We start from the raw sequence: 13,237 nt of genomic DNA, 5'->3' as shown, positions 1-13,237 counted from the left end.
GGGTTCGGCCCGCCTTTTTCACCTCGCCATCATCCACACCTGGGCGTACGGCCGGCCGCGCGCGCCTGTTCGTAGACCGGGACCAGCGCCCCGGCGCGGGCGTTGAGTTCGTGGATGCGGGCCTGCGGGTCGGGGTGGGTCGACAGCCACTGCGGCGGGCGCGAGCTGCTGGCCGAGATCATGTTTTCCCACAGGTTCACCGCCTGCCGCGGGTCGTAGCCCGCCTGTGCCATAAGTCGTTGACCCACCACGTCCGCTTCGCTCTCCTGGGTGCGCGAGCCCGGCAGCAGGAAGGCGGTCTGCAGGGCCGCCCCGCCGAGCTGGCTGGTGGCGCTGGCGGCGCCTTCGCCGTAGCGCGCGCCGAGCAGGCTGCCGAGGATGTTGAGCGCGGTCTGGCTGCCCATCTGGCGGGTGATGCGTTCGTCGTGGTGGCGCGAGACCACGTGGCCGATCTCGTGCGAGATCACCGCCGCGAGCTGGTCCTGGTTCTTGGCCACGGTGAAAATCCCCGTGTTTACGCCAACCTTTCCGCCAGGAAGGGCAAAGGCATTGGGGGAACTATCCACGAACACGGCCACTTCCCAATTGGCCTGCCAACCCGGCGGCAGTTCGCGCGTGATCGAGCTCACCACGCAGCGCACGTAGGCGTTCTGGCGCGCGTCGGTGCTGATCCGCTCTTTCTTCTTGGTCTCGGCGAAGGCCTGCGCGCCCATCTGGTCGAGCTGCGCCTGCGAGATCGCCCCGACCCGCTGGGTGCGGCCGGTCGGCGAGGTAGTGGTGGCGCAGGCGGCGACCGCAGCGGCGATCGTCAGCCCGAGCAGGATGCGTTTCATACCGGTTTTCCCCAAAGCGATGGCCGTTTGTAGCCCCGCGCGGATTAACGGCCCGTCAATAGCCGCGGCGGCGCCGGGCCGGCCGCCGCTCAGCCGGTCGCGAGCAGGGGCAGGCTGGCCAGCAGGTTGTTGCCGGCATGGGCGAGGTAAGGCACCCAAAGGCTGCCGCTGCGCCGGTAGATCCACGCCAGGACCGCGCCCATGAAGGCGTACACGATCCACAACACCAGCACGCCGGCGCCGCGGCCGGCGCCCAGGCCGGGCGGTTCGTGGACCAGGGCGAAGGCGATCGAGCTCAGGGCCAGGCCGAGCCAGGGCCGCCCCGCCGCCCACAGCCGGCCGAACAGCACCCGCCGGAACAGCAGTTCCTCGTAGGCCGGGGCGATCAGCACGGCGAAGGTCAGCCACAGCGCCGGCTGGGCGCGGATGGCCGGGCCCAGGACCTGGTTGGTCGGGGTCACGTCCAGACCCTGCGCCAGCGCCGCCGCGGCGATCAATGTCGAGCACGTTGTAAGCACGATCGGCGCCGTTACGATCCAGCCCCAGCTCGATCCGCGCCACAGCGCGCGCCACGAGGCGGCCCGCTCGACCGCGTTCGCATTTCGACGAAAGTAGTAGACCGCCAGGGCCGAAATCGCCGTCGCCGAGAGGCTGATGGCGATCACCGCGTTCAGGTCCGGCGCCGCTTGCGCACCATCGAGGCCGCGCAGCCCCTGGACGAAGCCCCAGCCGACGGTGCCAAGCACGCTCAGGCCGGCGACCAGGGCCAGCGCCAGCAGCAGATCGATGCCGAACGCGACCAGCAGCGGCGTCAGCGGGGCGGGGCGCGGGTACGCAAGCGGTGCAGCGCCTGGGCGCGACGCCCCAGGCAGGACCGGCGTCGGCGAGAGCGGCGACGAGGCGACGGCGCGCGTGGAACCGGCCGCAGCCGGGTTTAAAACCTGGGAACCGGCCAGGCCGGAACCGGATGCGCCCGAGCCGGCGGACTCGGGCTCCTCGGGCGGATCGCCCGCGGCGACGTCGGCAGCAGCCGGGCCGTCGCGCGGGGCGTCCGGCCCGGGCTCAGACATCGAGGTTGGCCACCTTGAGCGCGTTGTCCTCGATGAACTCGCGACGCGGTTCGACCACGTCGCCCATCAGCGTGCTGAAGATCTGGTCGGCGGCGACCGCGTCCTCGATCCGCACCTGCAGCAGGCGGCGGGTTTCCGGATTGACCGTGGTGTCCCACAGCTGCTCGGGATTCATCTCGCCCAGGCCCTTGAAGCGCTGGATCTGGCGGCCCCTCTTGGCCTCGTCCATCAGCCAGGCCTGGGCCTGGGCGAAGCTGGAGACCGACTGGGCGCGGTTGCCGCGCACGATCTGCGCGCCGTCGCGGACCAGCCCGTGCAGCTGCGCCGCCGCCTCGCGCAGCGCGCGCAGCTCGCCGCTTTCGAACGAGGCCAGCGGCAGCACCTGGGTCAGTTCCTGGCCCATGTGGGTGCGCTTGACCAGCAACGCGGCCTGGCGGGTTTCGTTGGCCCGGTGCAGGGTCAGCGAGTAGCGCGGGCGGCCCAGGCCGGACTCGTTGAGGCGCGCTTCCAGCGCGGCGAAATCCACCGGCTGGTTGAGCAGGTGGTCGCTGTCGAGCGGGGTGAAATCGATCAGCGCGCTCAGCACGTTCGGATCGTAGCGGTGCGCGCTGCGGGCGATGGTTTCCTTCGCCGCGGCGTAGGCCAGCAGCAGCTTCTCCAGCGACGCGCCCTCGATCGGCGGCTCGCCTTCGGCCGGGATCAGGCCGGCGCCTTCGACCGCGTTGCCGGCGAGGTAGGCGTCGAGCGCCGCATCGTCCTTGAGGTAGATCTCGTTCTTGCCCTGCTTGATCTTGTACAGCGGCGGCAGGCCGATGTAGATGTGGCCGCGCTCGATCAGCTCCGGCATCTGCCGGTAGAAGAACGTCAGCAGCAGGGTGCGGATGTGCGAGCCGTCGACGTCGGCGTCGGTCATCAGGATGATGCGGTGGTAGCGCAGCTTGTCCGGGTTGTACTCGTCCTTGCCGATGCCGGTGCCCAGCGCGGTGATCAGCGTGCCGACTTCGGCGCTGCCGAGCATGCGGTCGAAACGCGCGCGTTCGACGTTGAGGATCTTGCCCTTGAGCGGCAGGATCGCCTGGGTCTTGCGGTTGCGGCCTTGCTTGGCCGAGCCGCCCGCGGAGTCGCCCTCGACGATGAACAGTTCGCTGAGCGCCGGGTCTTTCTCCTGGCAGTCGGCGAGCTTGCCGGGCAGGCCGGCGATGTCGAGCGCGCCCTTGCGGCGGGTCAGGTCGCGCGCCTTGCGCGCGGCTTCGCGCGCGCGCGCGGCGTCGATGATCTTGCCGGTGATCGCGCGCGCTTCGTTCGGGTGTTCCTGCAGGAACTCTTCCAGGCGCGCGCCGAAGGTGCTTTCCACGACCGGACGCACTTCCGAGCTGACCAGCTTTTCCTTGGTCTGCGAGGAGAAGCTCGGGTCGGGCACCTTCACCGACAGCACCGCGATCATGCCTTCGCGCATGTCGTCGCCGGACAGCGAGATCTTCGCCTGCTTGGCGATGCCGCTCTGCTCGATGTAGTTGGTCAGCGTGCGCGTGAGCGCGGCGCGGAAACCGATCAGGTGGGTGCCGCCGTCCTTCTGCGGGATGTTGTTGGTGAAGCAGAACATCGTTTCCTGGTACGAGTCCGTCCACTGCAACGCGACGTCGACGGTGATGCCGTTCTGTTCGCCCGACACCGAGATCACGTGCGGATGCAGCGGCGTCTTGACCTGCGCCAGATGCTCGACGAAGGAGCGGATGCCGCCTTCGTACTGGAACACGTCGCGGCGGCCTTCGCCGCGCTCGTCGATCAGGGTGATCTTGACGCCCGAGTTGAGGAACGACAGCTCGCGCAGGCGGCGCGCGAGGATGTCGTAGTGGAACTCGACGTCGGTGAAGATCTCCACGGCCGGCTTGAAGCGCAGCGTGGTGCCGCGCAGGTCCGAGGCTTCCAGCTGCTTGAGCGGATAGACCGGCTCGCCGAGCGCGTATTCCTGCTGGTAGTGGTGGCCGTCGCGCCAGATGTCGAGCCACAGGCGTTCGGACAATGCGTTGACCACCGACACGCCGACGCCGTGCAAGCCGCCGGAGACTTTGTAGCTGTTGTCGTCGAACTTGCCGCCGGCGTGCAGCACGGTGAGGATCACCTCGGCCGCGGAGACGCCTTCTTCCTTGTGGATGTCCACCGGAATGCCGCGGCCGTTGTCGTAGACCGAGACCGAGCCGTCGGTGAGCAGGGTGACGACGACATCGTCGGCGTGGCCAGCGAGCGCTTCGTCGATCGCGTTGTCGACGACTTCGAACACCATGTGGTGCAGGCCGGTGCCGTCGTGCACATCGCCGATGTACATGCCGGGCCGCTTGCGCACGGCCTCCAGGCCGCGCAGCACGGTGATCTTGCTGGAGTCGTACGAGGTCGAGGGCGGAGTCGGAACGGTTTCGTCGGTCATTCGCTTCGGGTCGGCTGCAAAGGCTGGCTGGGCCGGGTCGGATGTGCGTGCCCCGGCCAGACATTAGCTATTGGGATCCAGAGGGGAATTATAGCACTTCGCGCCCCCTCCCCCCTGGGTCCCCAGCCCTGGGCCCGGCGACGGCCTCTCAGCGCGTCCCAGGCGCCAGCAGGGCCTCGACGTCGACCACGTCGACGTCGTGCATCTGCCGCAGGTAGGCGTCGAGGTAGGCCTTGTGCGAGGCGCCGACGATGTCGAGCACGCGCACGCCCGGGCGATTGCCGAAGGCCTCGCGCAGGTTCGCGGCCATGCGCAGGTTGCGGGTCTCCCACCAGGCGGCGTACTGGCGGCCGTAGCGCTCGGGCGAGGCCTCGCGCAGGGCCGCGCCGAAGTCCGCGGCGATCGCGGCCTGCTGCGCCTGCGGGCTGTTGATCAGGCGGTACAGGCCGAGCAGGTCGCCCCGGTCGGTGAACGCCTTTTCGCGCTCGACGTAGGGGTTGGAATACCCGGCCCAGACCGCCTTGATCGCCGCCTCGTAGCCCTTGCCGGCGTCGCCGGTGATGCGGTCGGCGCTGTGGTCGTCCACGGCGTGCACCCGCTGCAGGCCCAGCCGCGCCGCCAGGACCGCGCCGATGCGGTAGTTCTCGTTGCGGCCGCGGGTTTCCAGCCGCTGCAGCTGGGTCGCCAGGGCCTCGTCGAGGCCGTCGCCGGCGCGGCGCTCGGCCGCCGGCAGCTGCAGCCATTGGGCCAGGGCGGAAGGGCGGTCGTTGGCGGCCAGCAGCACGCTGGCCAGGCTGCGGCGCTGGGCCGGGGTCGGCTGCGCCGGCCAATCGGCGTAGCGCTTGCGCGCCTCGACCACGGCGGCGTGGACGTCCAGGCCGGTGGCCTTGCGCGCGGCCTCGGTGTCGGCGCAATAGCTCTCGGCGGCGCCGTCGAACAGCTCGTGGTAGCGGGCCAGGTGGTCGCAGCCCTCGCCGGACACCGCCTCGATCGCGATCACGTCGGGCTTGAACGCCGCCAGCCGCTCCAGCACCGGCTCCAGCGCCTTGAGGTCGTAGTCCTCGGGCAGGCCGTTGAGGTGGGTCGTGCCGAGAACGGCGACCTGGGTGCGCGGGCCGACGGTACCGCGGCTGAGGGCGCCGAGGTCGACCTGGGCGAGGGCGGGCGCGGCCTGGGCAGCGAGGCACAGGCCGAACATGGCGCAAACAATCGATCTCAAGCGGGTCCCCTGGAGTGGTTCGTCCGAAAGGGATGCGGCGTGGGCGCGTTCGGTTTACACGCGATCTTCCGCGCCTGTTCCACGTGGAACATCACCCGCGTGGCGCGGATGGGCCGTTTCACGGGCTTCGATCCGGTTCCACGCCGGCCGTGGATCACTCCGGCGTCAGAGTTCCATGTTCCACGTGGAACCGAGCGATCTCGACGTCCATGTCGGCCAGGGCCGGTGGCGCCTCGGTGCCGGTGATGAACACCTGAGCGCGGCTGCCGATCAGGCGCTCGAGCACGCGGCGTTGATGGCGTCGATCCAGCTCGGACGCCAGATCGTCCAACGCGATGACCGGCCATTCGCCCTGCACCTGCGCGTGTTGCTCGGCCTGGGCCAGCAGGGCGACCAGGGCGACGAGCTTGGCTTGGCCGCGCGACAGGGCCTCCCGGCCCGGAATCGCGCCGTAGCCGATGCGCCAATCGGCCCGGTGCGGGCCGACCGAGGTAAAGCCTTGTTGCTGGTCGCGTTCGCGGGCCAGGAGCAGGGCATCGGCCAGCGGAAACTCCTCGCGGCGCCAGCCCGGCACGTAATCCAGGCGGATCGAGCCCAAACCCGGGGCCAGTTCGGCGGCGAGGGCGGCGAACCTGGGCTGCAGCTCGTCCAGGTACTGCTGGCGACGCCGGCTGAGCGGTTCGCCGGCCTCCGACAGCTCTCGATCCCAGGCGTCGAGCTGCCCGTCGCGCGCCCGCGCCTTGAGCAGGGCATTGCGCTGCTTCAGCGCCCGCGTGTAGCGACGCCACAGCGGAGTGAAGTCTGGTTCCACGTGGAACAGCCCCCAATCGAGGTAGCGCCGGCGGATTTCGCCGGGCCCGGTGATCAGGGAATGGCTGCCGGGCTCGAAACTGACCACGGCCAAGGCCGCGCACAGCTCGCCGAGCTGGGATACCGAGGCGCCATCGAGCCGGCCGACCCAATCCTGGCCGCTGTGGCGCAGCCCGGCCTTGCGGCGCTGGTCGCGGCGCACTTCCTGCCATTCGACGAAGACTTCCAAGGCCGGATCGCCGGCGCGGATCAAGCCATCGCGGACCCGGCCCCGGAAACTGCGGCCGTAGGCCATCAGGTGCAGGGCTTCGAGCAGGCTGGTCTTGCCCGCACCGTTCTCGCCCGTGATCAGATTGATCCCAGGCGCCGGCAGCAGGCTTACGTCGGCGAAGCGGCGCAGGCCGCGGGCGTCCAGGCGGGTGACGTGCATCGGGAAATGATCGCAGATTGGGGGACGGGACGAGGCAGGACGCGCGGTCAAACGGTGGCTGCAGCCGCACGGGCTACCTGCAGCAGCGGCGCGAGCCGCGACAACCCGAAGCGGGGCACGAGTCCAGGCTCAACCCGGCCGGAAGCCACACACTCGGGGCGTATCCGCTTGTAAATCAGTGGTTTCCACGGACGCACGCGCCCCAATCCGTCTGCGGCGCCGGCAGCTCGCAAGGTCGATTCGAGCCAGCCGCGGGCCTCTACCGCGTCCGGAAACACGCCAAATCTCCAAAACGAACACGCCCGGCAGATGCCGGGCGTGCGTCGTGTTCCACGTGGAACCGAATCGAACCCGCGTGGATCAGAGCCGCAGCGGCATCACCACGTGGCGGCAACGCTCGTTCGAGGCTTCGCGCACCAGCGCCGAGGAGTTGGCGTCGCGCAGCGCCAGCACCACGTGCTCGTCGCGCAGCGCGGTCAGGGCGTCCAGCAGGTAGTTGACGTTGAAACCCACCGCGAGGTCGTCGACCTTGGTGTCGGCTTCGACTTCTTCCTGCGCTTCTTCCTGTTCCGGGTTGTGCGCGCTGATCTTCAGCTGGCCCGGCGACACCTCGATGCGCACGCCGCGGTACTTCTCGTTCGACAGGATCGCCGCGCGCTGCAGCGACGCGCGCAGGATCTCGCGCTCGATCCGCACTTCCTTGTCGGCGCCGATCGGAATCACCGCTTCGTAGTCCGGGAAACGGCCGTCGATCAGCTTGCTGGTGAAGGTGACATCGTCGCGCTTGATCCGGATGTGGCCGCGGCCCATCTCCAGCTCGACTTCGCGATCGCCGCCTTCCAGCAGGCGCTGCAACTCCTGCACGCCCTTGCGCGGAACGATGATCTGGCGCTTGGTCTGGGCGCCGCCTTCGAAGTTGGCTTCGCACAGCGCCAGGCGGTGGCCGTCGGTGGCCACGCAGCGCAGGCTGGATTCGCGCAGGTCGAACAGCAGGCCGTTGAGGTAGTAGCGCACGTCCTGCTGGGCCATCGCGAACGCGGTGCGTTCGATCAGTTCCTTCAGCGCCGCTTCCGGCACGCGCACGCGCTCGGTGGCTTCGACTTCGTCGATCGACGGGAAATCGTTGGCCGGCAGGCTGGACAGGGTGAAGCGCGAACGTCCGGCCTGGACGGTGATCTTCTCGGCCGTCTGGCTCACGGTGACCTTGCTGCCGTCGGGCAGGGCGCGAACGATCTCGAACAGCTTGCGCGCCGGGATCGTGGTCTCGCCGTCCTTCGCATCGTCGACGTTGACGCGCGAAATCATCTCGACTTCCAGGTCGGTACCGGTCAGCGACAACTGCCCGTCCTTGACCTGCACCAGCAGGTTGGCGAGGACCGGCAGCGTCTGCCGGCGTTCGACGACATTGACCACTTGGGCCAACGGCTTGAGAAAAACTTCGCGTTGCAGGCTGAAACGCATGCGGACCCCTTGGCCGGTCGGTGGGCGCAAGCCCAATTACAAAAGAGATGTATAAATCAAAAGCTTAGTGGCGGTGGAGCGGCGAAAAACGGTTGAGAACCGACTTAAACCCATGATTTACAAGTGTTTTTAGCTACTTCAAACGCGGGTAGAACTGGCCCTGGAGGATAGGTGGATCCTGTGGATAACCTCGGCGCGGCGACGCGACCTGAACTTTATCCACAGCTTGTACGAACCTAGTCCCCGAACTTATGCCTTTCGTATCAGCAACTTAGCGACTACCTTGTGTCCACCGGCGGCGCGGTGCCCCTTTTGGGGCCCGGATCGCCGGGGCCGGGTTGTACCGGACTGGATCGCCGATCGCCCGCGGCTTGCGCGTGCGTCTTTGCGCCTGTCGGATGCAGCCCGATCCTGCGGCACCGCCAACGACGAAACACCCGCCCGGCCCTGCAGCCGCGGTCCTGCGATCTCTACGGATGAGCGCGGACGGCAGCGCGGCGACCGGACGGCCGTGCGGCTGCGTTGCGCTCGTCGTCGTGGATTCCGGCAGGAGCCGCCCTACGCGAACGAGCCGCTGGCCCGTTCGCCTGGCGAGAGTCGCGGCCGGTTCGCCGGCCTGAAGGCCGGAATGCGGCGCCAGCTGGGCGCGGGCGGCGCGACGCCGCCGGCAGCGCGATGTCGGGATCGCGCCGTCGGCGCTGCCGCGCATCCCAGGCCGAGGCCGGCGCCCGCCGAACGGGCGCTGCGGATCACTCGCTGAGCTTGCGGATCAGCTTGTCCCAGTCTTCCCGCAGCTTGCCGTCGGTTTCCATCAGGGTGCGGATCTGACGACAGGCATGCAGGACGGTCGTGTGGTCGCGACCGGCGAAGGCATCGCCGATCTCCGGCAGCGAGTGTTCGGTCAGCTCCTTGGTCAGCGCCATGGCCACCTGGCGCGGACGGGCGAGCGAACGCGTACGCCGCTTGGACAACAAGTCCTTGATCTGGAGGCCGTAGTAGTCTGCCACGGTCTTTTGGATGTTGGGGATGCCGATCGCCTGCTGCTGGGCGCGCAGCAGGTCGCGCAGGGTCTCCTGGGCGAACTCGGCGGTGATCGCGCGGCCGGTGAAGTTGGCGCGCGCGGTCAGGGTGTTGAGCGCGCCTTCCAGATCGCGCACGTTCGAGCGCATCTTCTTGGCCAGCAGGAAGGCGACTTCCTCGGGAATCGCGGCGCCGCGCTCCTTGGCCTTGGAGATCACGATCTGGGCGCGGGTCTCGAAGTCCGGCGGCTCGATCGCCACCGACAGGCCCCAGGCCAGGCGCGACTTCAGCCGCGGCTCCAGGCCCTCGACCTCGCGCGGGTAGCGGTCGCAGGTCAGGATGATCTGCTGCTTGCCGTCGAACAGCGCATTGAAGGTGTGGAAGAACTCTTCCTGGGTGCGGTCCTTGCCGGCGAAGAACTGGATGTCGTCGATCAGCAGCGCGTCGACGCGCTGGAACTGGCGCTTGAACGCATCCATGGTCTTGTCCTGCAGCGCTTTCATCATCGCGCTGAAGAACTGCTCGGAACGCAGGTACATCACCCGCATCGCCGGATTGGCGTCGCGCATGGCGTTGCCGGCGGCGAACATCAGGTGGGTCTTGCCCAGGCCGGTGCCCCCGTACAGCAGCAGCGGGTTGTGCGCGCGCTCGCCCGGCTTCTGCGCGGCCTGCCACGCGGCGGCGCGGCCGAGCTGGTTGCTGCGGCCTTCGACGAAGTTGTCGAAGGTGTAATGCGTATCGAGATTGCCCTGGAACGGCTCGACCGGCGCGGTCACCGCGGCCGGCGCCTGGCGCACCGCGCTGGTGGTGGTTTCCAGCGGCAACGGCTGGGTGCTGCCCGGCGCACGCGGCAACGAACCCACTTCCAGGCTCACGTCCTCGCTGCCGGCGAAGTACGACAGCAGCTCGCGGATGCGCGCGAGGTAGCGCTCGCGCACGTGCTCGACCACGAACGCGTTGGGCGCGTAGAGCACGGTCTTGCTGTCGCGCTGCGCGGCCTGCAGCGGCTTCAACCAGGTATGCACGTCCTCGACCGGGAATTCGGCTTCGAGGCGTTCGAGGCAGCGGGGCCAGGCTTCCATCTGTAGCGTGTCTTCTTTATGCGTGATGCGGTCGGCCGCGGCGGCGGATCGGCCGGCGACGGACGAAAGCGGCCCAACGCACGATGCGGACATCGCGACGCAGGAAGCCGGGGGGTCGGTCAGACTACCACCGAGGCCGGGTTCGGAACAGGACTAATCCACAGGTTCATGCACAGCTCGTGCACAGGCTGTCCCTCGCCGCTTTGGCGGCACGCGTCGCGGATCGGCAATGTCAGGCGGAACAAAGGCTTGACCCTGACTCGGGTGCGCCGCTAGAATCGGCGGTCCACTTTCGTCGTTACCTTTGCGAGCCTGTCATGGCCACCAAGCGCACCTACCAGCCCAGCAACCTCAAGCGCAAGCGCGACCACGGTTTCCGTGCCCGCATGGCGACCGCCGACGGCCGCAAGATCCTCGCCCGTCGTCGCGCCAAGGGCCGCAAGCGCCTGACCGCCTAAGCGTCGCTGGCCGCTGCGTCGCGATCGTTCCCGGCTCCGGCCCGGATGATCCCGCACCGCGCGGCCGCCCGCCTGCAATGAATTCGTCCCGCTTCCCGCGCACCGCGCGGGTACGCGCGCGCTCCGATTTCGACCGCATCTTCAAGCATGGACGGCGCGTGGCGCTGCCCGTGCTCGCGTTGCATTTCCAGGCCGATGCCGCCATTCCGGCGCGGCTGGGACTGGCGGTCTCGCGCAAGGTCGATCCCAACGCGGTCGGCCGCAACCGCATCAAGCGCGTCTTCCGCGATGCCTTCCGCCACCTGCGCGCCGACCTGGCGCCGGGCGACTATGTGCTGGTCGCGCGTCCCGGCGCGTCCAAGCTCTCGGGCGAGGAACTCCGCGCGGCGTTCCACAGTCTGCTCAAGCGCGCCGGCGCCCGGAACGCGCTCGCATTGCCCGAGACTGCGGCCCCCGGCACAATGCCGGCCGCTTCCCCTTCTCACCCCCTGCCGGACCCCGGTCCCGGCTGAGCCCGCCTGCTGCCCATGAACCAGACCCGTGCTTTCCTGATCCTCGCCTGGCTGATGGTGGCGACCCTGCTGTGGATGGAGTGGGGCAAGGAGAAGTCGGCGCCGCCGGCCGCGCCGCCGACCGTGGTCGCCCCGGCCAACAGCGTGCCCAGCGCCGCCGGCCTGGCCACGCCGCCCGGCGTACCGGGCGCGCCCGCCGCGCCTTCGGCCGCGCCGCCGGTCCCCGGCGCGACGCCCGGCGCCAGCGCCGTCCCGGCCAGCGACGCGCCGGTGGTGGTCAGCACCGACGTGTTCCGGGTGATCCTGCACGGCGGCGAGATCAGCGAAGCCGACCTGCTGCGCTATCCGGTCGGCACCGAGCCGAACAGCCCGCCGATGCGGCTGCTGGCCAACGACTCCACCCTGTACTTCGTCGCCCAGAGCGGCTGGGTCAGCCAGAGCGGCGGCGCGCCGACCCACGCCTCGGGCTTCCGCTACGCCGGCGATTCGCGCGAGCTCAAGCTCGCCGACGGCGCCAAGGACATCGCGGTGCCGTTCGTGTGGACCGGCGCCAACGGCGTGACCATCACCCGCACCTACACCTTCCGCCGCGGCGACTACGTCATCAAGGTGCGCGACGACGTCGCCAACGCCGGCGCCGCGCCGTGGCAGGGCTACATCTACCGCCAGCTCAGCCGCGTGCCGCGCGAACTAGCGCGCAAGGGGCCCTTCAGCCCCGAGCAGTACAGCTTCCAGGGCGCGGCGTGGTACAGCCCGACCGACAAGTACGAGAAGCGCAAGTTCGACAAGTTCAGCGCCGACGGCAACCTCAACAAGCAGGTGACCGGCGGCTGGATCGCGATGCTGCAGCACCACTTCTTCGCCGCCTGGATCCCGGGCGAGAAGGACTCGGGCCAGTTCTCGCTGGAGCAGCTCAACGCCGGCGGCGCGCCGCAGTACCTGATCCGCGACCTCGGCCCCGGCGTCAATCTCGCCCCGGGCCAGAACGCCAGCACCGAGGCACGCCTGTGGGTCGGCCCGAAGCTGGTCAAGGCGATCGAGGCGCAGAAGGTGCAGGGCCTGGACCGCGCGGTCGACTTCAGCAGCTACTCGATCTTCGCCACCCTGGCCAACGGCCTGTTCTGGCTGCTCGACAAACTGCACGGCCTGTTCGGCAACTGGGGCTGGGCGATCATCGGCCTGGTGGTGCTGCTGAAGCTGGCGCTGTATCCGCTGTCGGCGGCGCAGTACAAGTCGCAGGCGAAGATGCGCAAGTTCCAGCCGCGCGTCGCCCAGCTCAAGGAGCGCTACGGCGACGACAAGCAGAAGTTCCAGATGGCGCTGATGGAGCTGTACAAGAAGGAGAAGATCAACCCGGTCGGCGGCTGCCTGCCGGTGTTGCCGAGCATCATCATCTTCATGACGCTGTACTGGATGCTGGCCGAGTCGGTCGAGCTGCGCCACGCGCCGTGGACGCTGTGGATCCACGACCTGACCTCGCGCGATCCGTTCTTCGTGCTGCCGCTGTGCAACATCGCGATCATGTGGGCGACGCAGAAGCTGACCCCGATGACCGGCATGGACCCGACCCAGCAGAAGATGATGCAGTTCATGCCGCTGGTGTTCGGCGTGATCCTGGCGTTCCTGCCGGCCGGCCTGGTGCTGTACCAAGTCGCCAACGGCGGCCTGGGCCTGCTGCAGCAGTGGATCACCACCAAGCGCTACGCCGAGGACAACGCGGCCGGCGGCGGTGGCGGCAAGGACAAGTAACCGTTCGGCCTGGCCGGATCGGTTCCGCGAAGCCCGCCGCAAGGCGGGCTTTTGCGTTCTTGGGGATAAGTCGCGGGCTGCACCGCAAGGACGGCCAGCCTCTTGTGGGAGGGACTTCAGTCCCGACGCCTTTGTTCCAGATCGCCGCGACCTGAGCCGAAGGCGTCG

10 protein-coding genes are annotated in these 13,237 nt (G+C 68.9%); 3 read left to right on the top strand and 7 right to left on the bottom strand.

From position 1 onward, the window contains the following. Window positions 1-29: 29 nt before the first annotated feature. The 7 genes from BLV01_RS22175 to dnaA all read right to left on the bottom strand — a co-directional run bounded on the left by BLV01_RS22175 (window position 30) and on the right by dnaA (window position 10,350). Window positions 30-833, bottom strand: coding sequence for a M48 family metallopeptidase (locus BLV01_RS22175; protein WP_091805288.1), 804 nt, complete (start codon window positions 831-833; stop codon window positions 30-32). A gap of 89 nt (window positions 834-922) precedes the next feature. After that, the gene (locus tag BLV01_RS22170) at window positions 923-1,903 is read right to left on the bottom strand and encodes a CPBP family intramembrane glutamic endopeptidase (protein ID WP_091805285.1); all 981 of its coding nucleotides are present in this window, start codon (window positions 1,901-1,903) and stop codon (window positions 923-925) included. Beyond that, entirely contained in the window at window positions 1,896-4,328 is a 2,433-nt protein-coding gene (gene gyrB, locus BLV01_RS22165; protein WP_091805281.1) for a DNA topoisomerase (ATP-hydrolyzing) subunit B, read from the bottom strand. The genes BLV01_RS22170 and gyrB overlap by 8 nt, the downstream gene beginning before the upstream one ends. 148 nt (window positions 4,329-4,476) lie before the next feature. Beyond that, window positions 4,477-5,526 (bottom strand): DUF5694 domain-containing protein, encoded by a 1,050-nt coding sequence (locus BLV01_RS22160; RefSeq protein ID WP_091805278.1) that lies wholly within the window; start codon window positions 5,524-5,526, stop codon window positions 4,477-4,479. Between the two features lie 175 nt (window positions 5,527-5,701). Further along, entirely contained in the window at window positions 5,702-6,787 is a 1,086-nt protein-coding gene (recF, locus tag BLV01_RS22155; protein ID WP_091805275.1) for a DNA replication/repair protein RecF, read from the bottom strand. A gap of 360 nt (window positions 6,788-7,147) precedes the next feature. Next, window positions 7,148-8,248: a DNA polymerase III subunit beta gene (gene dnaN / locus BLV01_RS22150; RefSeq protein ID WP_091805272.1), complete on the bottom strand. Its 1,101-nt coding sequence runs from the start codon at window positions 8,246-8,248 to the stop codon at window positions 7,148-7,150. Between the two features lie 749 nt (window positions 8,249-8,997). Next, on the bottom strand, window positions 8,998-10,350 hold the full coding sequence (dnaA, locus tag BLV01_RS22145) for a chromosomal replication initiator protein DnaA (RefSeq protein WP_217633570.1): 1,353 nt from the start codon (window positions 10,348-10,350) through the stop codon (window positions 8,998-9,000). A gap of 317 nt (window positions 10,351-10,667) precedes the next feature. On the opposite strand from dnaA, the gene rpmH reads away from it, so the two are divergent. The 3 genes from rpmH (at window position 10,668) to yidC (ending at window position 13,069) form a co-directional block, all read left to right on the top strand. Beyond that, complete coding sequence (gene rpmH, locus BLV01_RS22140; RefSeq protein WP_027083663.1) at window positions 10,668-10,808, top strand: 50S ribosomal protein L34; 141 nt, start codon at window positions 10,668-10,670, stop codon at window positions 10,806-10,808. Between the two features lie 77 nt (window positions 10,809-10,885). Further along, window positions 10,886-11,320 (top strand): ribonuclease P protein component, encoded by a 435-nt coding sequence (gene rnpA, locus BLV01_RS22135; RefSeq protein WP_091805266.1) that lies wholly within the window; start codon window positions 10,886-10,888, stop codon window positions 11,318-11,320. Between the two features lie 15 nt (window positions 11,321-11,335). Next, window positions 11,336-13,069, top strand: coding sequence for a membrane protein insertase YidC (yidC, locus tag BLV01_RS22130; RefSeq protein ID WP_091805263.1), 1,734 nt, complete (start codon window positions 11,336-11,338; stop codon window positions 13,067-13,069). Window positions 13,070-13,237 lie beyond the last annotated feature (168 nt).

Source organism: Lysobacter sp. yr284 (assembly GCF_900107375.1).
GTDB lineage: Bacteria > Pseudomonadota > Gammaproteobacteria > Xanthomonadales > Xanthomonadaceae > Lysobacter.
This window is presented reverse-complemented; position numbering and strand designations above follow the sequence as displayed.